The sequence below is a fragment of the Metabacillus sp. 22489 genome, assembly GCF_052044855.1.
GTDB lineage: Bacteria > Bacillota > Bacilli > Bacillales > Bacillaceae > Metabacillus > Metabacillus niabensis.
This window is the reverse complement of sequence record NZ_JBQENT010000021.1, coordinates 45,369-72,276: the sequence shown is the minus strand read 5'-3', so window position 1 is coordinate 72,276 and position 26,908 is coordinate 45,369. Positions and strand designations below refer to the sequence as shown.

The 26,908-nt window shown below is 35.6% G+C and carries 24 protein-coding genes and 4 tRNA genes; 27 read left to right on the top strand and 1 reads right to left on the bottom strand.

The genetic code is table 11. The features are described 5' to 3' along the window. The first annotated feature begins 339 nt into the window (after window positions 1-339). The 10 genes from rnpA to ACTJJ9_RS13765 all read left to right on the top strand — a co-directional run bounded on the left by rnpA (window position 340) and on the right by ACTJJ9_RS13765 (window position 10,844). Complete coding sequence (gene rnpA, locus ACTJJ9_RS13810) at window positions 340-693, top strand: ribonuclease P protein component (protein WP_095302035.1); 354 nt, start codon at window positions 340-342, stop codon at window positions 691-693. Between the two features lie 117 nt (window positions 694-810). Further along, on the top strand, window positions 811-1,578 hold the full coding sequence (spoIIIJ, locus tag ACTJJ9_RS13805) for a YidC family membrane integrase SpoIIIJ (RefSeq protein ID WP_095302036.1): 768 nt from the start codon (window positions 811-813) through the stop codon (window positions 1,576-1,578). Next, window positions 1,575-2,210 carry an RNA-binding cell elongation regulator Jag/EloR gene (gene jag / locus ACTJJ9_RS13800; RefSeq protein ID WP_095302037.1) on the top strand — a complete coding sequence of 212 codons (636 nt, stop codon included), beginning with the start codon at window positions 1,575-1,577 and terminating at the stop codon, window positions 2,208-2,210. The genes spoIIIJ and jag overlap by 4 nt, the downstream gene beginning before the upstream one ends. 286 nt (window positions 2,211-2,496) lie before the next feature. Next, complete coding sequence (gene mnmE / locus ACTJJ9_RS13795; RefSeq protein ID WP_095302038.1) at window positions 2,497-3,882, top strand: tRNA uridine-5-carboxymethylaminomethyl(34) synthesis GTPase MnmE; 1,386 nt, start codon at window positions 2,497-2,499, stop codon at window positions 3,880-3,882. A gap of 60 nt (window positions 3,883-3,942) precedes the next feature. Then, window positions 3,943-5,832 (top strand): tRNA uridine-5-carboxymethylaminomethyl(34) synthesis enzyme MnmG, encoded by a 1,890-nt coding sequence (gene mnmG, locus ACTJJ9_RS13790; protein WP_095302039.1) that lies wholly within the window; start codon window positions 3,943-3,945, stop codon window positions 5,830-5,832. An 18-nt stretch (window positions 5,833-5,850) separates the two neighbouring features. Continuing rightward, window positions 5,851-6,567, top strand: a complete 717-nt coding sequence (gene rsmG, locus ACTJJ9_RS13785) for a 16S rRNA (guanine(527)-N(7))-methyltransferase RsmG (RefSeq protein WP_095302040.1) — start codon at window positions 5,851-5,853, stop codon at window positions 6,565-6,567. A gap of 103 nt (window positions 6,568-6,670) precedes the next feature. Further along, a complete protein-coding gene (gene noc, locus ACTJJ9_RS13780; protein ID WP_095302041.1) occupies window positions 6,671-7,540 on the top strand; it encodes a nucleoid occlusion protein in 870 nt (289 codons plus the stop codon). A gap of 677 nt (window positions 7,541-8,217) precedes the next feature. Further along, entirely contained in the window at window positions 8,218-8,979 is a 762-nt protein-coding gene (locus ACTJJ9_RS13775; protein ID WP_095302042.1) for a ParA family protein, read from the top strand. Continuing rightward, window positions 8,972-9,829 carry a ParB/RepB/Spo0J family partition protein gene (locus tag ACTJJ9_RS13770; protein ID WP_095302043.1) on the top strand — a complete coding sequence of 286 codons (858 nt, stop codon included), beginning with the start codon at window positions 8,972-8,974 and terminating at the stop codon, window positions 9,827-9,829. The genes ACTJJ9_RS13775 and ACTJJ9_RS13770 overlap by 8 nt, the downstream gene beginning before the upstream one ends. 316 nt (window positions 9,830-10,145) lie before the next feature. Beyond that, complete coding sequence (locus tag ACTJJ9_RS13765) at window positions 10,146-10,844, top strand: DUF554 domain-containing protein (protein ID WP_145583903.1); 699 nt, start codon at window positions 10,146-10,148, stop codon at window positions 10,842-10,844. 171 nt (window positions 10,845-11,015) lie between these two features. Here ACTJJ9_RS13765 and yyaC read toward each other — a convergent pair whose 3' ends face one another. After that, complete coding sequence (gene yyaC, locus ACTJJ9_RS13760; protein ID WP_145583905.1) at window positions 11,016-11,645, bottom strand: spore protease YyaC; 630 nt, start codon at window positions 11,643-11,645, stop codon at window positions 11,016-11,018. Between the two features lie 98 nt (window positions 11,646-11,743). Between yyaC and ACTJJ9_RS13755 the strand changes: the two genes are divergently transcribed. The 17 genes from ACTJJ9_RS13755 (at window position 11,744) to ACTJJ9_RS13675 (ending at window position 26,627) form a co-directional block, all read left to right on the top strand. Continuing rightward, window positions 11,744-12,766, top strand: coding sequence for a hypothetical protein (locus ACTJJ9_RS13755; RefSeq protein WP_145583907.1), 1,023 nt, complete (start codon window positions 11,744-11,746; stop codon window positions 12,764-12,766). A gap of 188 nt (window positions 12,767-12,954) precedes the next feature. Continuing rightward, window positions 12,955-13,830, top strand: coding sequence for a mechanosensitive ion channel family protein (locus ACTJJ9_RS13750; protein WP_095302047.1), 876 nt, complete (start codon window positions 12,955-12,957; stop codon window positions 13,828-13,830). Window positions 13,831-13,833: 3 nt separating this feature from the next. Then, window positions 13,834-14,043: a DUF951 domain-containing protein gene (locus ACTJJ9_RS13745; protein ID WP_095302048.1), complete on the top strand. Its 210-nt coding sequence runs from the start codon at window positions 13,834-13,836 to the stop codon at window positions 14,041-14,043. A gap of 20 nt (window positions 14,044-14,063) precedes the next feature. Further along, a complete protein-coding gene (locus ACTJJ9_RS13740) occupies window positions 14,064-16,070 on the top strand; it encodes a molybdopterin-dependent oxidoreductase (protein ID WP_145583909.1) in 2,007 nt (668 codons plus the stop codon). A gap of 300 nt (window positions 16,071-16,370) precedes the next feature. Then, entirely contained in the window at window positions 16,371-17,471 is a 1,101-nt protein-coding gene (ychF, locus tag ACTJJ9_RS13735) for a redox-regulated ATPase YchF (RefSeq protein ID WP_095302050.1), read from the top strand. A gap of 183 nt (window positions 17,472-17,654) precedes the next feature. Continuing rightward, on the top strand, window positions 17,655-17,942 hold the full coding sequence (gene rpsF / locus ACTJJ9_RS13730) for a 30S ribosomal protein S6 (RefSeq protein ID WP_440768689.1): 288 nt from the start codon (window positions 17,655-17,657) through the stop codon (window positions 17,940-17,942). Window positions 17,943-17,986: 44 nt separating this feature from the next. Beyond that, on the top strand, window positions 17,987-18,508 hold the full coding sequence (ssb, locus tag ACTJJ9_RS13725; RefSeq protein ID WP_095302051.1) for a single-stranded DNA-binding protein: 522 nt from the start codon (window positions 17,987-17,989) through the stop codon (window positions 18,506-18,508). Between the two features lie 35 nt (window positions 18,509-18,543). Further along, window positions 18,544-18,783 (top strand): 30S ribosomal protein S18, encoded by a 240-nt coding sequence (rpsR, locus tag ACTJJ9_RS13720; protein ID WP_046588211.1) that lies wholly within the window; start codon window positions 18,544-18,546, stop codon window positions 18,781-18,783. A 308-nt stretch (window positions 18,784-19,091) separates the two neighbouring features. Continuing rightward, complete coding sequence (locus ACTJJ9_RS13715; RefSeq protein ID WP_145583912.1) at window positions 19,092-20,024, top strand: YybS family protein; 933 nt, start codon at window positions 19,092-19,094, stop codon at window positions 20,022-20,024. Window positions 20,025-20,063: 39 nt separating this feature from the next. Further along, complete coding sequence (locus ACTJJ9_RS13710; RefSeq protein WP_145583914.1) at window positions 20,064-22,040, top strand: DHH family phosphoesterase; 1,977 nt, start codon at window positions 20,064-20,066, stop codon at window positions 22,038-22,040. After that, window positions 22,037-22,483: a 50S ribosomal protein L9 gene (rplI, locus tag ACTJJ9_RS13705; RefSeq protein ID WP_095302054.1), complete on the top strand. Its 447-nt coding sequence runs from the start codon at window positions 22,037-22,039 to the stop codon at window positions 22,481-22,483. The genes ACTJJ9_RS13710 and rplI overlap by 4 nt, the downstream gene beginning before the upstream one ends. A gap of 156 nt (window positions 22,484-22,639) precedes the next feature. Further along, the gene (gene dnaB, locus ACTJJ9_RS13700) at window positions 22,640-24,001 is read left to right on the top strand and encodes a replicative DNA helicase (protein ID WP_095302057.1); all 1,362 of its coding nucleotides are present in this window, start codon (window positions 22,640-22,642) and stop codon (window positions 23,999-24,001) included. Between the two features lie 295 nt (window positions 24,002-24,296). Further along, window positions 24,297-25,583, top strand: a complete 1,287-nt coding sequence (locus tag ACTJJ9_RS13695; RefSeq protein WP_095302055.1) for an adenylosuccinate synthase — start codon at window positions 24,297-24,299, stop codon at window positions 25,581-25,583. A 237-nt stretch (window positions 25,584-25,820) separates the two neighbouring features. Beyond that, window positions 25,821-25,896 (top strand) — tRNA-Lys (locus tag ACTJJ9_RS13690). Window positions 25,897-25,917: 21 nt separating this feature from the next. Continuing rightward, window positions 25,918-25,989, top strand: a tRNA-Glu gene (locus ACTJJ9_RS13685). Between the two features lie 23 nt (window positions 25,990-26,012). Then, a tRNA-Asp gene (locus ACTJJ9_RS13680) sits at window positions 26,013-26,089 on the top strand. 465 nt (window positions 26,090-26,554) lie between these two features. After that, window positions 26,555-26,627 (top strand) — tRNA-Phe (locus ACTJJ9_RS13675). Window positions 26,628-26,908: the final 281 nt, after the last annotated feature.

The following is a 26,908-nucleotide window of genomic DNA, read 5'->3' as shown; positions in this document are numbered from 1 at the left end:
AGATAATTGTTGATTTATAAGCACTTTGTTGATTGGAGCGGAGGGCATGAGGATCCTTCTGAAAAATCCTGTCAAATGGAGATTCCACAGGCGCTTGCGTCGAGGAGGATCCCGGACTGCCCGCAGAAAGCGAATGGATGCAGTGGAAATCAACAACAAAGTTTAACGGATAAGAAAAAGTAGAGTTTTTACTGGAAAGCGAAATATCAATTATTAAATTTCCAATAAGTAATTAATTGATATATAAGAAGAGTTGTTTAAATCGACGTACATTCAGAAATAATGATGGTGAGAATTCTGCCTTAAATTTAGAAAGCGGAACATACCGGAGTGAACCAAATGAGAAAGAAGTACCGTATTAAAAAAAATGAAGATTTTCAAACAGTATTTAAAAGAGGGAAATCTATAGCAAATAGGCAATTTGTTATATATATGTTACAGAAGCCTGAACAAAAAGAATTTCGAATTGGGCTTTCTGTAAGTAAAAAAATTGGTAACGCTGTAACGAGAAATCGAATAAAACGATTGATACGCCAAGTTTTTTTAGAAGATAAAGATAGAATTGCTGGTGGTAGAGAATATATTATTATTGCAAGGAAACCAGTCGCTGATATGGGATACCATGAGGTGAAAAGCAGCTTACATCACTTATTTCGAAAAGGAAAAATGTATCGGTCGAAAGTTAATGAATAAAAAAACTAGTTGAAAATATAGATAGAGAGTAAAAAAGTGATAATATATAAAATATGTGAAACTTTTTCTTTCTTTTTACGTACTTGTATCTATTAATTGGTTAGGAGGAAAAAAGGTTTGAAGAGGCGCTTACTTTTAATCTTGGGGTTAGTAGGTGTTTTAACCCTATTATCAGGCTGTACTGAGGTAAATGAACCGATAACTTCTGAAAGTGAAGGGTTCTGGAATTCGTATATCGTATATCCTTTATCACAAGTCATTACATACTTTGCAGAAATAACCGGTAACAATTATGGGATTGCAATTGTTTTAGTAACAATTATTATTCGTTTAGCGATTTTACCTTTAATGATTAAACAAATGAGAAGCTCTAAAGCAATGCAAGCAATTCAGCCAGAAATGCAAAAGTTACGAGAAAAATATAGTTCAAAAGATCAACAGACCCAACAGAAATTACAGCAGGAAACAATGGCTTTATTCCAAAAGCATGGAGTGAACCCATTAGCTGGATGTTTCCCGTTAATTATCCAAATGCCAATCTTAATTGGTTTTTATCATGCAATTATGCGGACGAGAGAAATTGCTGAGCATAATTTCCTTTGGTTCGATTTAGGGGAAAAAGATCCATACTTTATTCTTCCACTTATTGCAGGCTTGACAACATTTATTCAACAAAAGATGATGATGGCAGGACAAGCAAATCAAAATCCACAAATGGCGATGATGCTTTGGATTATGCCAATTATGATTATTGTGTTTGCTATTAGCTTCCCAGCTGCACTTTCACTTTACTGGGTTGTAGGTAACTTGTTTATGATCGTTCAGACATATTTTATTAAAGGACCAGATTTGAAAGAGTCAAAAGACGGGGGTCGCAAGAAGTGAGAGAGGTAACTGCTACCGGACTGACCGTCAATGAAGCAGTAGAGAAGGCATTGAGAGAGTTAAAGGCAACGAAAGAAGAAGTAACGATTGATGTTATTGAAGAGGGTAAAAAGGGATTTTTAGGTGTTTTTGGTAAAAAACAGGCAGAGGTATTCGTAAAGCTAAACAAAGATCCAGTAAAAGAAGCAGAAAATTTCCTTACGAATGTTATTCGAAAAATGGGGATTGACGCGAAAATCTCCAAACAACAGTCTGGTAAAAATATTACCTTCCATCTATCAGGGGAAAAAATGGCTGTCTTAATTGGAAAAAGAGGACAAACGCTGAATTCTTTACAATATTTGGCACAGCTTGTTGCTAATCGATATACGAAACAACATCTTCATATTACTGTTGATGCTGAAAATTACCGAGAAAAAAGAAAAGCAACACTGATACAGCTAGCGATACGTATTGCAAAACAAGTTATTAAAACATCGAAGGAAGTTTCCTTGGAACCCATGCCGTCTTATGAGCGGAAAATTATTCATGCTGCACTATCTGATATGAAAGAAGTAAAAACAGCTTCAGTTGGTGAAGAGCCTAATCGTTACTTAGTCATTAAACCGACAAAAAAAACCGACTCGATTTAACGGGTTGGTTTTTTTTTGTCTCCAAATTACAAAGATAAATATATTGAACATATGTCTTTATCCGTTTGAAAAAATTGCATCGTTATTTACTAGTGAGCAAATATTGTTATTAACATGTGGATAAGTTAAAATAGAAAAAGGAATATTGAAACGGGAACTTGGTTGTGGATAACTGATGATCATTTTTCTTTTAAATAAAGAGAAATTATGCTATCTTAAATTTTTGGCTAAACAGAATGAATCAGTTTGTATATAAGTAATAGGTAATAGAGAGGTGATCGTAGCAATGGAATTAGATACAATAGCAGCAATCTCAACTCCCATGGGAGAGGGAGCAATTGCAATTGTTAGATTGAGTGGTGAGGAAGCAATCAAAATTGCAGATAAAATATTTAAGTCGCCGAAAAGCAAGCGGCTTATTGAAGTTGACTCCCATACCATTCATTACGGTCACATAATCGATCCGGATACTGGAGAGATTGTTGAGGAAGTAATGGTTTCTTTAATGAGAGGGCCAAAGACATTTACGAGAGAAAATGTTGTAGAAATTAATTGTCATGGAGGACTAGTGACTGTAAATCGTGTATTGCAGCTAGTCGTAAAAAACGGTGCTCGATTGGCGGAACCCGGTGAATTTACAAAACGGGCTTTTTTAAATGGACGTATCGATTTATCTCAGGCCGAAGCTGTTATGGACTTAATTCGAGCAAAAACTGACCGGGCAATGAATGTAGCATTGGGACAAATGGAAGGTAGATTATCAAAATTAATTCAAAAATTAAGACAGGAAATTTTAGAAACGTTAGCACATGTTGAAGTGAATATTGATTATCCTGAATATGATGATGTTGAAGAAATGACACATCACATGCTAATTGAAAAAGCTACCTTCGTTAAAAATGAAATAAATAAATTATTACAAACATCCCAACAGGGCAAAATATTACGAGAAGGCTTATCAACTGTAATTATTGGAAGACCTAATGTAGGTAAATCCTCGTTACTTAATAGTTTAGTTCATGAAAATAAAGCGATCGTAACAGATATACCAGGGACGACTAGGGATGTAATTGAAGAATACGTAAATGTTCGTGGAGTTCCACTTCGATTAGTTGATACGGCGGGTATCCGTGAAACTGAAGATATAGTAGAACGGATAGGTGTTGAAAGATCTAGAAAGGTGCTAAAGGAAGCAGACCTTATCTTACATGTATTAAATTATCATGAGGAACTAACTGAAGAAGATCTTCAGCTTTTTGAAGCAGTCAAAGGAATGGATACGATTATTATTATAAATAAAACAGACCTTGAAAGAAGAATTGATCTTGAAAAGGTGAAAGAGCTTGCAGCTGGTAGACCAGTTGTGACTACATCTTTATTAGAGGAAAAAGGGATTGACGAACTCGAGGATGCAATTGGTACATTATTTTTCGAAGGAAATGTACAAAGTAGTGATTTAACATATGTTTCAAATTCTCGACATATTGCCTTATTAACTGCTGCACAAACATCGATTAATGATGCGTTAACAGGTATTGAAGCGGGAGTTCCAATTGATATTGTTCAAATCGATTTGACTCGTTGTTGGGAGCAATTAGGTGAAATCATTGGTGATGCTGTGCATGAAAGCTTAATTGATCAACTATTTTCTCAATTCTGCCTTGGAAAGTAAGAATCAATATATCATTGATAGATAAAATTTTAAGATAAACAAAAAAAGGAGGGGTAATATATGACATATCATGCCGGTGATTTTGATGTAATTGTTGTAGGAGCAGGACATGCAGGCTGTGAAGCAGGGCTTGCTTCTGCAAGAATTGGTGCTAAAACATTAGTGATTACAATCAATTTAGACATGGTAGCATTTATGCCTTGTAATCCATCTGTAGGTGGACCTGCAAAAGGGATTGTTGTTCGTGAAATAGATGCATTAGGTGGAGAAATGGGTAAAAATATCGATAAAACCCATATTCAAATGAGAATGCTGAATACAGGAAAAGGACCTGCAGTACGTGCTTTACGTGCACAAGCAGATAAATTTGCGTATCAGCATGAAATGAAAAAAACATTAGAAAAACAAGAAAACCTAACATTAATTCAAGGAATGGTCGATCATTTAATCGTAGAGGACGGAGTTTGTAAAGGGATCGTAACACAAACTGGAGCAGAGTATTTTGCGAAGTCAGTTGTTTTAACAACAGGAACTTTCCTAAGAGGAGAAATTATATTAGGTGAGCTTAAATATTCAAGTGGGCCAAATAATCAACAGCCTTCAATTAAGCTTTCAGAGCATTTGGAAGAGCTTGGCTTTGATTTAGTACGTTTTAAAACAGGTACTCCACCACGTGTTAATAGTGACTCAATCGACTATAGTAAAACAGAAATTCAACCAGGAGATGAAGTACCTCGCTCGTTTTCTTATGAAACAACAAAATTTATTACTGACCAATTACCATGCTGGTTAACATATACAAGTGAGGAAACGCATCGTATTATCGATAACAATTTACACCGCTCACCAATGTATTCTGGAATGATTAAAGGTAGAGGGCCACGTTATTGTCCATCGATTGAGGATAAAGTAGTTCGGTTTAATGATAAGCCTCGTCACCAAATATTTTTAGAGCCAGAAGGTAGAAATACCCAAGAGGTTTATGTTCAAGGATTATCAACAAGTTTACCTGAAGATGTTCAACAGCAAATGTTAAAAACTATACCTGGTCTTGAAAACGTTCAAATGATGAGAGCCGGATATGCTATTGAGTATGATGCAATTGTGCCTACTCAATTATGGCCGACTCTTGAAACGAAAAAAATCAGTTCACTTTTTACAGCTGGACAAATTAATGGTACTTCAGGTTATGAGGAAGCAGCTGGTCAAGGAATCATGGCTGGGATAAACGCTGCACAAAAAGCATTAGGAAAAGAAGAAGTTATTTTAAGTCGCTCAGATGCCTATATCGGTGTTTTAATAGATGATCTAGTTACAAAGGGTACAAACGAGCCTTATCGATTGCTAACATCTCGAGCAGAATATCGACTTCTTTTACGCCATGATAATGCTGATTTACGTTTAACAGAGGTTGGTAAGAAAATCGGTTTAATTTCTGACGAGCGTTTTGAAAAATTTGAAATCAAAAAACAAGCTATTGAAGCGGAAAAACAAAGACTAGAGTCCGTTATTATTAAACCAAATCAAGAAACGCAAAACTTGATTTTATCAGTTGGTGGAAGTGAGCTGAAGGACGGGATAAGAGCAGCGGATTTATTGAAGCGTCCAGAGATGTCTTATGACCATATAAAACAACTTACACCTCCAGATGGGGAAATCGATCCGGAAGTAGCGGAACAAGTTGAGATTCAAATTAAGTATGAAGGATATATTGAAAAATCATTGCAACAAGTGGAAAAATTAAAGAAAATGGAAAATAAGAAAATACCGGAAAATATTGATTACGATGCAATAAATGGTCTAGCAACAGAAGCGAGACAAAAATTAAAGGAAGTTCGTCCTTTATCTGTTGCCCAAGCTTCACGAATTTCTGGTGTGAATCCTGCCGATATCTCGATTCTTCTTGTCTATCTTGAACAAGGGAGAATTGCGAGAGTTTCGAATCAATAAAGGAGAAAGGTTTTGAATATGGATATAGGATTATTTCAATCAAGTCTAGCTGAGAAGGGGATTAACCTCTCTGAGCGGCAAATGAACCAATTTGATTTATACTTTAAATTGCTAGTAGAATGGAATGAAAAAATGAACTTAACTTCTATTACAGAAAGAAATGAAGTATATGTAAAACATTTTTTTGATTCTATTTCCGCAGCATTTTACTTTGACTTTTCAAAACCTCTCTCGATTTGTGATGTAGGAGCGGGTGCAGGATTCCCTAGCATTCCAATTCATATTTGCTTTCCACATCTTCAGATTGCGATTGTAGACTCATTACAAAAAAGGATCAATTTTTTATCACATTTAACAAATGAGCTTGAGTTACCTAATGTACAATTATTTCATGATCGTGCAGAAACATTTGGGCAAAATAAGGAATTTCGAGAATCATTTGATGTTGTGACAGCTAGAGCGGTTGCCAGACTTTCAGTTTTAAGTGAGCTTTGTCTTCCTCTGGTAAAAAAGGGAGGAAACTTTATTGCGATGAAGGCCTCCGCTGCACATGAAGAACTAAATAGCGGTAAAAAGGCAATTCAAGTACTAGGAGGAAAGGTCCAACAAACATATACTTTTGACCTTCCACAGGATAATGGGGAAAGAACAATTCTCGTCATTGAAAAAGTAAAAGAAACACCTAAAAAGTATCCTAGAAAGCCAGGCACTCCAAATAAGCTTCCAATAGAGTAAATGTTTCATGTGGAACATTTACTTGAACTTTTTGTGTCTAGCAGGAAATGTCTAAGAAATAGAGAATATTACTAATGGTAGTTTTTAAAGGTGGTGTAGGCTCATGAAGCATCCATTTTCTCGTTTTTTCAGTTTGGGAGAAAAAGAGGAAGAACAAGTCGTTGTTAGTGAAGTTGATAAAGAAGAACTAGATGATGAACAACAAAAGGAAGAGGTTAAAAATATTCCGATTAAGGATATTGTCCCTAATCGATTCCAGCCACGTACAGTTTTTTCTGATGATAAAATTAATGAGTTAGCGTTAACAATTCGAACACATGGGATCATTCAACCGATCGTAGTTCGTTTAATAAATGATAAATATGAAATAATTGCTGGAGAAAGACGTTGGCGTGCTGTTCAAACATTAGGTTGGGAAGAGATTCCGGCAATCATTAAGGACTTCAATGATACTGAAACTGCAAGTGTTGCATTAATAGAAAACATTCAAAGGGAAGAACTGTCTTCTATTGAAGAGGCTATTGCTTATGCTAAATTACTAGAATTGCATAACCTCACACAAGAAGCATTAGCACAGCGACTAGGAAAAGGGCAATCTACGATAGCGAATAAACTTCGTCTATTAAAACTCCCACAAGAAGTACAGGATGCACTTTTACAAAAGGTAATTACCGAGCGGCATGCACGCGCACTAATTCCTCTAAAGGATCCTGAATTACAAACAAAGCTTCTAGCAGAAATTGTTGAAAAACAATTAAATGTAAAGCAAACAGAGGATCGTGTAGTTAAGCAGCTTGAAAAAAATCAAGTAAAGCCAAAACCGAAACGAAAAGCATTTAGTAGAGATACGAGAATTGCTATGAATACAATCCGCCAATCCTTATCAATGGTTGAGGATAGTGGTGTGAAATTAAATACTGAAGAAGAAGAGTTTGAAGAATATATTCAATTAACAATAAAAATTCCTAAATAGATTTTAATGAAATTATGTGCTTCCTATTTTATATACAATAGTACGAATAAAAGTTGAGAAAAAGGCCTGATACATGACAGGTCTTTTTCTAATATATAATAAAAGAATCTCCTCATCGATTATCATCATTTTTCCTTCTAAATACTATATATTGAGCAAAAAACTACTCTAACTTAAACTTATCCGGGGAGAAGAATTAAGAAAAAATTCAAACCTTTCTACATGTTTCATGATAAAATAATAAAATGATAATCTAACTATTTAGTATATAAAAGACTATAACTAGATTAGGTATCTATTTGTTTTTTCTTGAAACTAGCAGGATGAACTTACCTTTAAGTTAAAGATAGATAAGGGAAGCTCTGTTAGTCATAACTTAATAGTCTCACTTTATGTTTAGCAGTTAATGTAAAGTATAGTAGCTGCAAACATAAATTTTTTATGGTCTGAAAGATAAAGTACTAGAAAAGTGGAGAAACATACGGCATCCAGCTTTAGCGCCAAGCAGCGATAAACATCAATCCTTTTATGAAAAGCAACCGCATAGCTTGTAACTTAAAAGGTAAGTAAGATAGATCTCATTCTTATGTCGTTAATAGGCACTAGAGCTTTTGCCTCTAATATAGAAACAGCCAAAACTAGTACAATTTTAATGAAAAATGAAAGCAGGTGACATCGTGGGAAAAATCATTGCCATTGCAAATCAAAAAGGTGGAGTTGGGAAAACAACAACATCCGTGAATTTAGGTGCTTGTCTTGCATACATCGGTAAACGAGTGCTTCTCGTCGATGTTGACCCTCAAGGTAATGCAACAAGCGGTATTGGAATTGAAAAGGCTGAAGTGGAACACTGTATTTATGATATTTTAGTAGATGATATAGATGTAAAAGATGTCATTAAATCAACTGCAGTCGAAAATTTGGATATAATTCCAGCAACAATCCAGTTAGCAGGTGCTGAAATTGAATTAGTTCCAACAATTTCCAGGGAAGTACGTTTGAAAAGAGCTCTTGAGTCAGTTAAACATCATTATGATTATATGGTTATCGATTGTCCTCCGTCATTAGGATTATTAACAATTAATGCATTAACAGCATCAGATGCTGTATTGATACCTGTACAATGTGAATATTATGCACTTGAAGGATTAAGTCAATTACTTAATACCGTTCGATTAGTACAAAAGCATTTGAATTCTGATTTAATGATAGAAGGCGTTTTATTAACAATGCTCGATGCCCGAACGAATTTAGGTATTCAAGTTATTGATGAAGTGAAAAAATATTTCCAGGATAAAGTGTACCAGACAATTATTCCAAGAAATATCCGTTTGAGTGAAGCACCAAGTCATGGACAACCTATCATTATTTATGATCCAAGATCTAGAGGAGCAGAGGTTTATTTAGATTTGGCAAAGGAAGTGGTTGTGAATGGCTAGAGGTTTAGGAAAAGGCCTTAATGTAGGTAAGGGACTACAAGCTTTTTTTCCAGAAACTGAAGAGGAAAAGGTTGAAGAGTTAAAAATAAAAGATATACGTCCAAATCCCTATCAGCCACGTAAAACATTTGATGAGGATACAATCGAAGAATTAAAACAATCTATCTTACAGCACGGTATTTTACAACCAATTGTTGTTCGGAAAAGTATAAAAGGGTATGAAATTGTTGTGGGAGAACGACGTTTTCGAGCGGCAAAAGAGGCAAATCTAACTTCTGTACCAGCAGTTGTTCGAGAACTATCGGAAAAACAAATGATGGAGCTGGCATTGCTCGAAAATCTCCAACGTGAGGATCTAACACCAATCGAAGAAGCACAAGCTTATCAAATGCTAATGGAGCAATTAAATGTAACCCAAGAGGCATTGGCAAAACGACTTGGAAAAAGCAGACCACATATTGCGAACCATGTTAGATTATTAACACTTCCGAAACAAATTCAAACACTCATTTCAGAGGGTAAGCTTTCAATGGGACATGGGCGTACTCTTTTAGGATTGAAACATAAAGAAAAGCTTAATCCTTTAGTTGAAAAAATTATCCGTGAACAGCTAAACGTACGTCAGGTAGAATTAATTGTTCAACAATTAAATGAAAATGTTACACGTGAAACTAAGAAAAAACCAGAAAAGGATATCTTTATTAAAGAAAGAGAAACGTATTTAAGGGAGTATTTTGGAACCTCTGTAACGATTAAAAAGCAAAAGAAAAAGGGAAAAATTGAAATTGAATTTTTCTCACAAGATGATTTAGAGCGAATTTTAGAGCTGTTACAAAAGGAACCGTCTTAATTACACATTTTTTTAATAGAATATGCTAATTACATTTTTATAATTTTAGTACATGCTGGCTCTTTTAAAATAAGAGTCAGTCTTTTTTGTATGAGGCTATGTTATAGATTATTGTTGAGCTATAAGCGCTTTGTTAATAGGAACTGGTACATGAGATTCTGTTTAGGGAAGCGTACGGAAGGGAGACCCCACTGGCACGCAAATATGAGGAAGCTTCCGAACCTCATGCTAAAAGTAAATGCCATTAGTGGAATCAACAACAAAGTTTAACAAGGACAATGCATCAAGAGAATTTATTTCATAAGGGGATAGTAAGTTGATTTTAGTTGGAAGCATCGTAAATGCACTAACCATTATAGTAGGAACACTTATTGGACTTCTATTTAGAAAAATACCGGATCGTATGAAACAAACTGTAATGATTGCAATTGGTTTATCGGTCGTTGTGCTAGGGATTGATATGGCGTTAGAAAGTGATAATTTTTTTATCGTCATTGTAAGTCTAGTAATTGGAACGGTTATAGGTGAATGGATGAGAATTGAAGATCATCTACACCATGTAGGTGTTATATTAGAAAAGAAATTTGGGCAAAATCAAGGTGGCAATCTTGCAAATGGTTTTGTTTCGGCGACACTTATTTTCGTTGTTGGAGCAATGGCGATAGTTGGTGCACTTGATAGTGGACTTCGACAGGATCATTCAGTATTGCTTACAAAATCTATGATTGATGGATTTACAAGCATAGTGTTAGCGAGCACGCTAGGTATTGGTGTGTTATTTTCAGCAGTTGCTGTATTTCTATATCAAGGAGGAATTGCTTTATTTGCAAATATAATCCACCAATTTTTATCAGAAGCATTATTAGAAAATCTAATAATAGAACTGACATCAACTGGAGGAGTTCTTATTATTGCAATTGGTTTAAATATTTTAGGAATAAAGGAAATACGAGTAGCTAACTTCCTGCCTAGCCTTCTTATCATTACAATTATAGTACTGTTGCAAAATCTTTAATATGCTGGTTCTTTTCAAAGAGAGTTTTTAGCAAAAAATAAATTAATAAATGAGAATCATATAGGTGTAAGCGAAACGATGAGGAGACTCACGGCATACAACAGAAATTAATTCAAATTATCAAACAGCTAAATAAAAATAGGGGCATTAATTTTGGCCCCTTATTGTCAATTACTGTATTGCAGAATCTTGATTTTTATTTGCTAACCAATCTCTCCGAATCGATAATCTTTTATTAAGATATTGCTTTTCTGCTTCAATGATCCCTTTTGATATAATGTCTGCCATACTCATAACTAGATGCAATCGGGTATTTTGCAAAACAAAAAACTCCATAAATCCACTTACATTAACAATTCCAGTAATATGCATATCACCAACTGCGGGCAGCTCTTTATTAACTCCTGCACCAGGCTTCAATGATCCCTTTGCTACTTGGATATACCCAACGCTTTTTAATCTGCCTAGGCAAGCATCGATTGCAATAATAAACGGATTATGATGTTTTTCATTAATGAAAGTTAACGTCTCTTCTAGGTTTACAGCATGCACAGGTTCTTCTAGCGTTCCGTAGATATGGAAGTGTTCTAATTCCTCTTTTAACTTAAACCCTATCAATGGTCCTAAGCTATCACCTGTTGAACGATCAGTGCCAATGCAAACAATGATAATTGGTTTAATAAAAAGTCTTGGCATGCAAGTTAACATCATATTTGCTAATTGTTTTGATGCATTTTCATCCTCATAAAAGACCCGCTCATCCTTTTTATCTGATTGAAAAAGTCCTGATTTAAGATTCATAGATTTCACTCCCACATCATAGTAGTAACAGTATACGGAGGAAAAGGTATTTCTATACATGCTCTTTGAAATTTGGACAGCCTTATGAGGTGATAAAAATGAAATCAGGATTAAAATGGATGTTTCTTATATTAGGGACAACCATAGGAGCGGGATATGCTTCAGGAAGAGAAATATGGGAGTTTTTTGGCTTTGAAAGTGGACTGGCTATTTTAATTTTTACAGTTATATTTAGTATTTCGATTTATATCATTATGAAAATTAGCTATGAAGAGAAGACAAATCACTTTTTCCCTGTGTTGGATAGGTTAGTTGGAAAGAAGCTGGCCCATGTTTATGATTTATTGATTGTTTTATATCTGTTTAGTACAACGATTGTGATGATCGCAGGGGGAGGGGCAACTCTTGAGGCATTTTTAATTCCTTACTGGCTCGGTATTATCCTTTTTGGAATATCAGTTGTACTTCTTTTTTTAGGAAGCATAAATGGAATTATTAAATTAAATACGATTATCATTCCTCTGCTTGTTTTAGGATTATTATTTGCTCTCACATCCTTTCAACTTTCACATCAACATTCTTGGGACTTCGATTTAACAAAACAACATAATTGGCCAGTTGCCTTCACCTTTACGGCACTAAATATTTTGCCACTCATAGCTGTTTTATCAGCTGTTGGAAAGGAAATAAAGGAGCTTAAGGAGGCAAAGGTGGCTAGTATCGGAAGTGGAATCGTATTAGGTTCAATTTCTTTTATCTATAATGAAACATTAATCGAAATTTCTGATTCCCTCTCGGATTATGAAATTCCTTTATTTGCAATATTAGAAGGCTACCCGTTTATTGTTTTTTTATTTATGTCGATTATTCTTTGGCTGGCAATCTATACAACAGCAGTATCAGGGATCTTTGGACTTGCATCACGATTTAAAGAGGTAACGAAAATGCCATATTGGGTAATGGCTTTTCTTTTAGTTTTGCTTATGTTACCATTTACAAAATTCGGATTTGCGAATTTGATTGCGATTTTATATCCTTTATATGGCTTGATTAATTTATATTTACTTATCACAATATTATTGTTTCCGATTATGAATAGACTTAAAATCAATCGCAAATGAACTTTTCGCCTCTTTACTTCCTTTTTGTATCCTTGATCAGGATTAAGGTATGTTTGAGGCTTTTTTTTCCTCATTATCCATGTTTGTTTAAAGCTTTCCAGTTCCCAATACTATTAAAAATAGTAGGACGCAATTATAATAATGGATAAGAGTCTAAAAATCTGTAGAATTAGAAAAAGGTGATAAAGTTGAATATAATAGAGGATATGTGGTCTGGTATTTATGACTATTTAACGAATGGAGAACTATGGTTAGCAATTGGTAAATCATTATTACAAATTGTTTTAATTATTATTTTTTCCAGACTCATCATACGAGTAGGGAAGCTTGCAATAAATAAGGTGTTTTTATTCCGCGGGAAATCTCCAATTCGTATTTCTGAAAGAAGAGAAAATACACTTGCAAAATTATTAGAAAATATCTTAACCTATGTTATTTATTTCATTGCCATAATCATGATTTTAGAGACATTTGGATTTAATGTCGGAGCATTGCTTGCAGGTGCTGGAATCGTTGGATTAGCTGTCGGATTTGGTGCGCAAAGCCTTGTTAAGGACATTATTACTGGTTTCTTTATTATCTTTGAAGACCAGTTTTCGGTAGGTGATACGATAAGAATTGGTACCTTTGAAGGGACTGTTGAGGAAATTGGGCTACGAACAACAAAGGTTAAAACCTGGACGGGCGAGCTTCATATTATTCCAAATGGAAGTATTGTAGAGGTAACGAATTTTTCGATTCATAATAGTGTTGCAGTTGTCGATATTAATGTATCACTTGAAACAGATATTGAGGAAGCAGAGCGTGTTATTCAAGAGTTGTTAATAGAAGTAACTGATAAATATGAAAATATCGTCACACCACCAGAATTGCTAGGCATTCAAATGTTTGGGGCTTCAGAGGCTGTATTAAGAGTAACCTGTGAAACGGAGCCGATGAAACATTTTCATATTGCTAGATTGTTACGTAAGGATATAAAAATTCGCTTAGCAGAACATGGCTTTGATATACCATATCCAAGAATGGTCATGGTTAATAGAAAAGATCAAGTAAGTGGAGGGTAAACGATGCAAGAAAAGGAATTTGGGTTATATGATGTTGTTGAGATGAAAAAACAGCACCCATGTGGTACAAACCGTTGGAAAATCATCCGAATGGGAATGGATGTAAGAATTAAGTGTGAGGGGTGTCAGCATAGCGTACTAATCCCACGACGAGAGTTTGCTAGAAAAATGAAAAAAGTTTTAGTAAAGCATATTGAAACAAATGAAGAGTAAGCAAATGGGGGGCAATAGATATGAAGCAAGTATTTAAATCATCCTGCCCTTTAAACTGTTGGGATAGCTGTGGCTTTGATGTTACAGTTGAAAATCAGAAGGTCATAAAGGTAGACGGAGATAAGGAACACCCTATTACAAAGGGGAAAATCTGTGGTAGAGGAAGAATGCTAGAAACGAAAACAAACTCACCAGAGAGATTAACAGTTCCATTGAAAAAAGTGAACGGTGTCTTTCAAGAAATTTCGTGGGAACAAGCTCTAAATGAAATAGCAGAGAAAATGGATAATATTCGTAATGAATTCGGACCAACAGCGGTATTGCATAGTCATGATTATTCGAATAATGGTCTATTAAAAAACTTAGATAAACGCTTCTTTCGTCATTTTGGAGGAGTAACCCAATTAGTTGGTAGTATTTGCTGGGGTTCAGGTATTGAAGCTCAAACATGGGACTTTGGAAATTCCTACAGTCATTCACCAGAGGACATTAAAAATAGTAAGCATGTTGTCATTTGGGGAAGAAATGTAGCGAGAACAAATATGCATTTGTTTCAGGCGTTACAAGAAGTGATGAAAAGTGGAGCGAAAATTATAGTTATTGATCCGATCTATAATGCGACAGCAAAAATAGCTCATAAGTATATTTCAATAAAGCCTGGTATGGACGGCTTATTAGCAATCGGCATTATGAAATATTTAATTAGTGAAAATATGCAAGACCTTTCCTTTATCGAAAATCATACGGTAGGCTTTGCTGATTTAATCGATTTACTTAACCAATTTTCTTTTGATGAAATCGTGACGAATACTGAAATCTCTTATGAAGACCTAAAGCAATTAGCTGAGGTCTACTATGATGGACCAACATCTACTTATATCGGCCTTGGTATGCAAAGATATGCGAATGGTGGAAATACGATTCGTCTAATTGATGCACTAGTTGCCGTGAGTGGAAATATTGGAATTCCCGGAGGTGGTGCTAACTTTGGGAATTTACAAGTAGGTCAAAAATTTGCGCATAGTGAATTAGCATCATTAGAACAAAACGCTGTTATAAGAGAGTTTACAATGATGGAACAAGGAGAAAAAATAATAAAGGCCAAAAATCCCGAAATTAAAATGATTTTTGTCACTTGCGGAAATCCACTTACTCAAGTCCCGAATACTAATAAAGTGAGACAAGCCTTTTCATCTGTAAATACTTTAGTTGTTGTTGATCATTTTTTAACAGATACAGCCAAAGTAGCAGATTATGTATTACCTACCACAACTGTCTTTGAAGAAGAGGATATTTATTATGCCTCTATGTACCATCACTATGTGAACTATGGAGCAAAATTGGTTGAACCACCAGGTGAGGCGAAATCAGATCTTTGGATTTGGACGCAGCTGGCAGAGCGCCTAGGCTTTGGGGAGGTATTTGATTATTCAATTGATGAGTTTTTAGAAATGGGATTATCGTTGTTAAAGGAGCATGGAATTACGTTAGAACGTCTGAAAAAGGAAAAAAGACTTCCACTTCCTGTCTACGATGTGCCTTGGAACTCAGGAGATTTTCTAACTCCAAGTGGTAAATTTGAATTTACATCCTCGTACGCGGAAGAAAAAGGGATGAATGGTAAGCCACAATATATTCTTCCAAAAGAATCAAAGCTTAGTAATCCTGCATTAGCAAGTAAGTACCCATATCAGCTTTTATCTATCCATCCTTTACGTTCAAATCATTCCCAGCATTATCATTTAATCGAAGGTTTACAGTCTGTAAAAATTGAACTTTCTGAGGATATTGCTAGTGAGAAGCGGATCGATGAAGGTGATGAGGTTATGATTTTCAATGATAGGGGAAAGCTCACAGGAACTGCAAAAATTATGAAAAAAGCACATCCTAAGACAATTAATGTGGATGAAGGCCAGTGGCAACAATTTGGTGGCTCAGTAAATCAACTTACCCCTGATGAAAATTCAGATAATGGTTTAGGCAGTGTTTTATATGATTGCTTAGTCAATATCGTAAAGGTAAACTAGAATGATGAGCTGCTTGTCTTTTATAGTATTTCTCTCTATAATTGTTGGAGATTAGATAGAAATCGTAAAAAAGCTTTTGCAATTATAATTCATTTATTTGTTGCAGTAGAATTAAATTGTTTTATTCCGTTAGTATAAGAATAATGATTTTTTATAGCAATTTGTGAGACATAAATCATCGGGACATCACGATTATTTATGTCCTAAAGACTTGTTGAATGTAACGGTCAATTTTAAACCCCTTCATATGTGAAGCGAGGTAAAGCCTGGTAATCGGGATAAATATAGAGGAGTGGGAATATGGCATTAACTGCAGGGATTGTAGGTCTTCCTAACGTTGGAAAATCAACATTATTTAACGCAATAACACAAGCTGGTGCAGAATCAGCAAACTATCCATTTTGTACAATTGATCCTAATGTAGGGATTGTTGAGGTACCGGATGAGAGACTTCAAAAGTTAACAGAGCTTGTTAAACCGAAAAAAACAGTACCAACTGCGTTTGAATTTACTGATATCGCTGGAATTGTAAAAGGTGCAAGCAAAGGGGAAGGTTTAGGAAACAAATTCCTTTCACATATTCGCCAAGTAGATGCAATTTGTCATGTTGTTCGTTGCTTTGCTGATGAGAATATTACACACGTATCAGGTCAGGTTGATCCAATTTCTGATATTGAAACGATTAATCTTGAGCTTATTTTAGCTGACTTAGAGACGGTCGATAAACGAATTGATCGTGTAGCAAAATTGGCAAAGCAAAAGGATAAAACTGCAGTTTTTGAGCATGAAGTTCTTGTAAAACTTAAAGAGGCATTTGAAAACGAAAAGCCTGCACGCTCACTTGAATTTACTGAAGAACAGCTTAAATATGTTAAACAATTGCATTTATTAACGATCAAACCAATTTTATATGTTGCAAATGTAAGTGAGGAAGAAGTAGCAGATCCTTCTGGTAATGAATATGTTCAACAGGTTCGGGAATTTGCAGCTGGTGAAAATGCAGAGGTTATCGTTGTATGTGCCAAAATAGAATCGGAAATTGCTGAGCTTGAAGGAGAAGAAAAGGAGATGTTCCTAGAAGAGCTAGGAATTGAAGAATCTGGTCTTGATCAACTAATTAAAGCATCATACCATCTTCTTGGTTTAGCAACTTACTTTACAGCAGGTGAGCAAGAAGTACGCGCTTGGACATTTAAAAAAGGAATGAAAGCACCTCAATGTGCGGGAATTATTCATACCGATTTTGAAAGAGGCTTTATCCGTGCTGAAACTGTATCCTATGAGGATTTATTAGCTGCAAAGACTATGGGAGCAGCACGTGAAGCAGGAAAAGTACGCCTCGAAGGTAAGGACTATGTAGTTCAAGATGGAGATGTTATTCACTTCCGTTTTAACGTTTAAGGATGTACCAAAAAGGATTGAAGAAAAAACTCTTCAATCCTTTTTATATCTAAGCTTCTCGGGTCTAATCAAGGTGCTTGCGCTTTTCGATGTTATTTGCTATAATTCCTAATTGTGAGTAATTTATTTTAATTGCTCCTTGCCCATTAGTGGGCCGTTTAGTCCAAAAGGAGGTGTAAGATGATGAGAAAGTACGAAATTATGTACATCATCCGTCCAAATATTGAAGATGAAGTTAAGAAGGCTTTAGTTGAGCGTTTCAACAGTGTTTTATCTGATAATGGTGCGGAATTAACTGAGGTTAAAGAGTGGGGAAAACGTCGTTTAGCTTATGAAATCAATGATTTCCGCGATGGTTACTACATGTTACTTCAAGTTAACGCTGAAGCTGCTGCGGTTCAAGAATTTGATCGTTTAGCAAAAATCAGTGAAGACATTATTCGCCACATCGTTGTTAAAAAAGAAGATTAATCATAATAAATGTTATAGATGATATATAAAAAAGGATGGTTCTGATGTTGAATCGAGTTGTACTAGTCGGAAGGCTAACAAAAGATCCAGATCTGCGTTACACACCAAGTGGAGTTGCTGTTGCTACATTTACATTAGCTGTAAACCGCACGTTTACAAACCAACAAGGTGAAAGAGAAGCTGACTTCCTTAACTGTGTAATTTGGCGTAAACAAGCTGAAAATGTTGCTAACTTTCTTAAAAAGGGAAGTTTAGCAGGTGTTGATGGTCGACTACAATCACGTAGTTATGAAGACCAAACAGGAAAACGTGTATATGTAACTGAGGTTGTTGCTGAAAGTGTTCAATTCCTTGAACCAAAAAGCGCGAGCGGTGGCAACAATAATAACTTTAACAACAATAACAACAACTTTGGTGGTGGCTACCCAGGTAACTCTGGTAATCAAAACCCATTCGGTTCAGATCAAAATCAACGTAATCAAGGTGGTCGTACAAGCTTTGATGACGATCCATTCGCAAATGATGGAAAACCTATTGATATATCTGATGATGACTTACCGTTTTAATAATAAAAAATTAACGTGAAGGGAGGAAATAGACAATGGCAGGCGGACGCAAAGGTGGACGTGCAAAACGTCGTAAGGTGTGTTTCTTCACATCAAATGGTATCACTCACATCGATTACAAAGATGTTGATTTATTAAAAAAATTCGTATCTGAGCGTGGTAAAATCTTACCTCGTCGTGTAACAGGTACTAGCGCAAAATACCAACGTAAATTGACTGTAGCAATTAAACGTGCTCGTCAAATGGCTTTATTACCATACGTTTCTGGTGAATAAGATTATATAAAGGCACAGTTAAAGGAAACATCCTTTCTGTGCTTTTTTATTTAAACTACATGCTATTCTCTTTTCTCCGACTACATCGCTTCAGAAAGTATTCAATTCAATTCAAATCACTCCAAAGGAAAGCGCATAAATGTACTTCAAGCCCATTTTCTAGAATTTTAGATTATAGCTTTGGTAAGATTATAAAGGGAGTTTTTTGGTTATAATGATTGAATTGAATCGTTATATTTGTTAATTGGAATGAAAGTATACATATTTGATCCGATCATTAATAAGATTGACAAGAAAGAGGTGATATTTTGAGAAGAGCTAATGTGATAACGGAGGGAGCTATTTTATTAGCACTTTTTTTAATCTTAATGCTCCTAGCACTATACATACCTTTTTTAGGGGCCATATTACTATTTGTTCTCCCATTACCTTTTATGATGTTTACAATGAGGCATGGACTCTCGCTCTCAATTTTTATATTAATAGCAGGTAGCTTACTTTCTATCTTTTTCGGTGCCGTTACAAATATATTAATTGCCTTTATGTTTGGACTAAGCGGTTTAGTTATGGGGTTATTTTATAGAAGGAAGCAAGTGATAGGTGCTATAATTGGGGGGAGTATTGCCTATACAGTTGGCTTTATTATTGTCTATGTAGGGAGCATTTATTTGTTAGAAATAGATATAGTAAAGGATTTCTTCCAACTGTTAAAGGACTCGATGGAGCAATCAAAGGCAATGGTTTCAGAAATTAATCCAAATCTAGATGTTGAAAAGCAATTCAAGGCATTTGAAGAAGCATTGACATTATTCATCACTCTTCTTCCTAGCTGTTTTGTCATGGGAGGTATTATTTTAGCGTTTATTACCCATCACATTTCGATGCCGATTTTAAAACGATTAAAATTTGAAATGCCAATTTTTTATTTTAAAGATATAAAATTTCCTACTAGTGTTATCTGGTACTTTTTATTGGTTTCTATTTTAATGATGATTCCAGGTAATCAAGAGGGCTTTTATTATACTGCAATCGTTAACTTGTATTACATTTTAATGTTTTTACTGATCATTCAAGGATACTCGTTTCTATTTTACTATGCCAACAAGAAAGGGCTTTCTAAAGGAATACCAGTGATCATATTAATTGTATCGTTTCTAATACCAATATTCCTTTATCTTGTGAGGATCTTAGGTATAATTGATTTATGCTTCCCTCTCCGTGACAAAATAACGAAAAAGTGAAATGAGGATTCACCGCTTGAGAGGAGTTGATGAGAACGAATGCCGATGTTTTATGAAAAGTCACAGATTCGCTATTCTCTTATTGCAATTATAGGCATTTTAATATTAACTGTTCTATTTCTTTTTGTCCTAAATTGGATTATAGGCATAATTGTAACAGTTTGTTTATGTATTGCACTTTTCTTTCTCAGAAAGTCAGTACTTGAATATCGTAAGGAAATGGATAGCTATATAAGTACTCTTTCTTATCGTCTAAAAAAAGTCGGTGAAGAGGCATTAATGGAAATGCCAATTGGAATTATGCTAATTGATGATGATTTCAAAATTGAATGGGCTAATCCATATATAACGTCTATTATGAACGAAGATACTTTAATTGGGAGGGATCTATTAGAGATTCATGACTCATTGCTCCCTTTATTTAAACAAGATGCTGAAACTGAAGCGGTCATCACATTAGACGATCAAAAGTTTAAGGTTATCATCAAGCGAGAAGAGCGGTTATTATATTTTGTTGATGTGACAGAACAAATTCAAATTGAAAAGCAATATGAGGATGAGCGAACGGCTTTAGCCTATATCTTTTTAGATAATTATGATGAAATTACTCAAGCGATGGACGATCAGACAAAAAGTGCGATAAATAGCAAAGTAACGGCCCTTCTTAATAAATGGGCAAAGGACTTTGGCGTATTTATTAAACGGGTATCATCAGAACGTTTTTTAGCGGTATTAAATGAACAAATTTTAACGAAACTTGAAAAATCAAAGTTTTCTATTCTAGATGAGGTTAGGGAAAAGACAACAATTGAAAATGTTTCATTAACCTTAAGTATCGGGATTGGTACAGGAGTATCATCTTTGCAGGAGCTTGGAGATTTAGCACAATCTGGGTTAGATTTGGCTCTTGGACGAGGTGGAGATCAAGTTGCCATTAAGCAAATAAATGGAAAAGTCCAATTTTATGGTGGCAAAACAAACCCGATGGAAAAAAGAACAAGAGTCCGAGCACGTGTCATCTCTCATGCACTTAAAGAAATTGTCACAGAAAGCGATAAAGTGATGATTATGGGGCATAAATTTCCCGATATGGATGCAATCGGCTCATCAATTGGAATATTAAAGGTAGCTCAAGCGAATGGGAAAGAGGGATTTATTGTTTTAGACGAAGAGGCCATTGATTCAGGAGTCATTCAGCTGTTGGAAGAAGTGAAACAACATTCTGAACTATGGTCTTGGTTTATAACACCCGATGAGGCTCTTGAGATAATGACAGATGAAACATTACTAATCATCCTCGATACGCATAAACCATCGTTAGTAATTGATGAAAGGCTATTATCGATAAGCGAGCATGTCATTGTTATTGACCACCATAGACGTGGAGAAGAGTTTATTAAGGACCCTATACTTGTTTATATGGAGCCGTACGCTTCCTCTACAGCTGAATTAGTTACCGAGCTGTTAGAATATCAACCAAAGCCGTTAAAGATGAATATGATTGAAGCTACAGCGTTATTAGCGGGGATTGTAGTTGATACGAAAAGCTTTACCTTACGTACTGGATCAAGAACATTTGACGCAGCCTCATACTTAAGGGGAAAAGGGGCAGACACGGTTCTTGTCCATAAGTTTATGAAAGAGGATATTGAAAATTATGTTAGAAGAGCATCTCTTATTCAAAATACAATGATCTATAAAAATGGCATTGCAATAGCAATCGCAAAGGATGATTCATATTTTGAACAAGTGACTCTTGCACAAACAGCTGATACACTTCTCACAATGAATAATGTGGTTGCATCCTTTGTCATTGCAAGAAGAAGTGAATCAAGCATTAGCATAAGTGCCCGATCATTAGGTGAAATTAATGTGCAGCTTATCATGGAGGCACTAAATGGCGGGGGACATCTAACAAACGCGGCAACACAATTGCAGGATATTACAATTGACGATGCAAGCGATATGTTAAAGAATGCTATTGATGAATATCTTGAAGGAGGAACCAAATCATGAAAGTTATATTTCTAAAAGATGTAAAAGGAAAAGGAAAAAAGGGAGAAGTAAAAAATGTTGCAGACGGATATGCACAGAACTTTCTTATTAAGCAAGGACTTGCAGTAGAGGCGACGAATGCAAATGTTAGCTCTTTAAATGCTCAAAAGAAAAAACAAGAAAAAGAAGCAATCGAAGAGCTAGAGCAAATGAAAAAACTTAAAACAGTTCTTGAAGAATTAACTGTTGAATTAAAAGCAAAATCCGGTGAAGGTGGACGTTTATTTGGTTCAATTACAAGTAAGCAAATTGCTGATGAATTGAAAAAAAGCCACAATATTAAGCTTGATAAGCGTAAAATTGAATTGCCTGATGCGATTCGCTCACTAGGATATACAAATGTACCTGTTAAACTACATCCAGAGGTTTCTGCGACAGTAAAGGTACATGTGACAGAACAGTAATAATATGGAAGCGGTTGTGGTTTTGTGGAAAGAGTAAATTTAGTCTTGAAGCTTGACCACTTTTTTTTTATTCTTAATACTTGAAGAGTTTTATATAATCATAGTTATAGGATAGTAATCTATTAGCAATAAATACACTAAAGGACGGTGATCATCATAAACGAGGTACTTGGTGATCGTATTCCACCACAAAATATTGAAGCAGAACAAGCTGTATTAGGTGCTATATTTTTACAGCCTTCCTCTTTAACGTTAGCTTCTGAGCTTTTAATTCCAGAAGATTTTTACCGAGCAGCACACCAAAGAATATATAATGCAATGCTAGAGTTATCAGACAAAGGTGAGCCTGTTGATTTAGTAACTGTCACAGCTGAATTAGCAGATGCGAATCTTTTGGAAGAGGTTGGCGGTGTTTCTTATTTAACAGACCTTGCTAACTCTGTTCCGACTGCGGCTAACATTGAATATTATGGGAAAATTGTTGAAGAGAAATCTATATTGCGTCGGTTAATACGTACAGCAACGACAATTGCACAAGATGGTTATACGCGTGAGGACGAGGTTGAGGTCCTTTTAAATGAAGCAGAGAAAACGATTATGGAGGTTGCACAACGTAAAAATGCGGGTGCCTTCCAAAATATTAAAGATGTTCTCGTACAAACATATGATAATATCGAGTTGCTACATGACCGTAAAGGAGATATTACTGGGATACCAACCGGATTTACTGAATTAGATAAGATGACAGCTGGTTTCCAACGAAATGATTTAATCATTGTAGCAGCCAGACCATCTGTTGGTAAAACAGCATTTGCCTTAAATATTGCACAAAATGTTGCAACAAAGACTGATGAAAATGTAGCAATCTTTAGTCTTGAGATGGGAGCAGACCAACTTGTAATGAGGATGTTATGTGCAGAGGGAAATATTGATGCACAAAGACTCAGAACAGGATCGTTGACCCCTGAGGATTGGGGAAAGCTTACAATGGCGATGGGAAGTCTCTCAAACTCTGGTATTTATATAGATGACACACCAGGTATCCGCGTTAGTGAAATTCGTGCTAAATGCAGACGATTGAAACAAGAGAGCGGACTTGGGATGGTTTTAATTGACTATTTACAATTAATTCAAGGTAGTGGCCGTACGGATAACCGTCAACAAGAGGTATCGGAAATTTCCCGTACGTTAAAAGAACTTGCACGTGAATTAAAGGTTCCTGTTATTGCGCTATCACAGCTATCTCGTGGTGTTGAGCAACGTCAAGATAAGCGTCCAATGATGTCTGATATTCGTGAATCTGGAAGTATTGAGCAGGATGCGGATATCGTTGCCTTTTTATACCGTGATGACTATTATGACAAGGAATCAGAGAATAAAAATATTATTGAAATTATCATAGCAAAACAACGTAATGGTCCAGTTGGTACTGTTTCTTTAGCCTTTGTTAAAGAATACAATAAGTTCGTAAACCTGGAACGGCGTTTTGATGATGCTGGAGTCCCAGCAGGCGCGTAAAGGAGACCGAAAAATGGTCTTCTTTTTTTTGAGAATTGAATAGGCAAGCAAGCTAAATAGAGCCTTGCTTTTAATATACGTTCTGTATATCAATGACAGACTAGTATATCGAATCTTGGTCATACTAATGACGAAGAAGAAGAGAAAAAAGAATAATTGCTGCTATAAGAGAAATCTCAAATTACGAACAAATTCAACAGCTTAATTTAAAATGTTCGTATTTTCATTGACTTTCGCAAAGCTCATTGATAAAATAAACATGTTTGAATAGTGCGAAATTACGGAGGTGCACGGAATGTCTTCAGTAGTAGTAGTAGGTACACAATGGGGAGATGAAGGGAAAGGGAAAATTACCGACTTCCTTTCAGAAAATGCAGAAGTAATAGCTCGTTATCAAGGTGGAAATAATGCAGGTCATACAATTAAATTTGGTGGAGAAACGTATAAGCTTCACTTAATTCCATCTGGTATTTTTTATAAAGATAAAATTAGTGTCATCGGTAATGGTATGGTTGTTGATCCGAAAGCTCTTGTAGCTGAATTAGCTTATTTACATGAGCGTGGCATTACAACAGATAATTTACGAATTAGCAATCGCGCACATGTTATTTTACCTTATCACCTAAAGTTAGATGAGGTAGAGGAAGAACGAAAAGGTGCAAATAAAATCGGGACGACGAAAAAGGGAATTGGTCCAGCATATATGGACAAAGCAGCACGTGTCGGAATCAGAATTTCCGATTTACTTGAGCGGGATGTATTTGAGGAGAAATTAACTCGAGCATTAGAAGAGAAAAACCGTCTTTTAGAAAAGTTTTATGAAGTAGAAGGATTTACTGTAGAAGAAATTTTAGATGAATATTATGAATATGGACAACAATTTAAGCAATATGTAGTTGATACATCAGTTGTGCTTAATGATGCGTTAGATGAAGGACGTCGCGTATTATTCGAAGGAGCACAGGGCGTTATGCTAGATATTGACCAAGGTACATATCCATTTGTTACATCTTCTAATCCTGTAGCAGGAGGAGTAACAATTGGTTCTGGAGTTGGACCGACAAAAATCAACCATGTTGTAGGTGTATCAAAGGCATATACAACACGTGTTGGCGATGGCCCATTCCCAACAGAATTAACGGATGAAATTGGTGACCAAATCCGTGAAGTAGGTCGTGAATATGGAACAACTACAGGCCGTCCACGTCGTGTCGGTTGGTTTGATAGTGTCGTTGTTCGCCATGCTAGAAGAGTAAGTGGCTTAACAGACCTTTCATTAAACTCAGTAGATGTCTTAACTGGTATCGAAACATTAAAGATTTGTGTAGCATATAAGCATAAGGGTGAAATTATTAATGAATATCCTGCAAGCTTAAAAGTACTTTCAGAGTGTGAGCCAGTTTATGAAGAGCTACCAGGCTGGACAGAGGATATTACAAATGTTAAAAGCTTAAATGAACTTCCAGAAAACGCTAGACACTATGTTGAACGTATTTCACAATTAACAGGAATTCCATTATCAATCTTCTCTGTAGGACCAGACAGAACGCAAACAAATGTCATCCGCAGTGTATATAGCTAATTAACAGAGTGAGCTAAAGAGGTTGTCACAAGATTTTTCCTAATATCTAGGGCAGCCTCTTTTTCTATTAAAAAAAATATAAAAAAGATATTGTTATTTTATGAATACCTATGTTATTATAGAAAACGTCCTGTTAAAACAATAGAAAAGTAGTTACTACTCATTTTTTAAACTGAGCTATTAGCTCAGTTCGGAGACAAGTGGTAAATTAAATAATACTACTCATTTTTTAAAAATGAGCCATTAGCTCAGTTGGTAGAGCATCTGACTTTTAATCAGAGGGTCGAAGGTTCGAGTCCTTCATGGCTCACCATTTTCATTAACATGTTACAATGGCCCGTTGGTCAAGCGGTTAAGACACCGCCCTTTCACGGCGGTAACACGGGTTCGAATCCCGTACGGGTCACTTTAAAATAAATTAGTAGGTCTGGTCCGGTAGTTCAGTTGGTTAGAATGCCTGCCTGTCACGCAGGAGGTCGCGGGTTCGAGTCCCGTCCGGACCGCCATAAATACATACTATAATTCATTTTAAAGTGCATATAAACGACTAAATCAAAGGTCTGGCTCAGTAGCTCAGTTGGTAGGGCACGCCCGAATAGGCTACGAAGCGTTACATGAGCGCACACATCGAGCAGCATCTTGAATCGTCCTTCTGAGATGTGGGCGATGGACTAGTTGTCAAAGAGTGAGTACATTCAAAGTAAGTAATAAATAATTAGTACGTGAGAAGTAAAACGAACTTTAGAAATAAACTACATTTTATAATATGGCTCGGTAGCTCAGTTGGTAGAGCACGCCCGAATAGGCTACGAAGCGTTACATCAGCGCACACATCGAGCAGCATCTTGAATCGTCCTTCTGAGATGTGGGCGATGGACTAGTTGTCAAAGAGAGAGTACATTCAAAGTAATAAATAATTAGTATGTGAGAAGTAAAACGAACTTTAGAAATAAACTACATTTTATAAATATGGCTCGGTAGCTCAGTTGGTAGAGCAATGGACTGAAAATCCATGTGTCGGCGGTTCGATTCCGTCCCGAGCCACTCTAAAAGCATGATCGATTAGGTCGTGCTTTTTATTTTTTGCCGCGTTTTTTGATAGCAGCCCCTTAAACTTCAGACAATCCTTTCAAAGATTACGAGGTTAACAATTAATAACAAATAAATCTAAAATATGTTAGATATAATACAATCCCATTACAAATAGGCAGATTATCGGGTAACGGTTTCGGTTCTATGGTAAATTAGTAGAGTTAAAGAAAATAAGATTATTTGTCGATTTATGAACTAACTCTCAAATGTAAGAAACTTAAATAAGTGTCTTG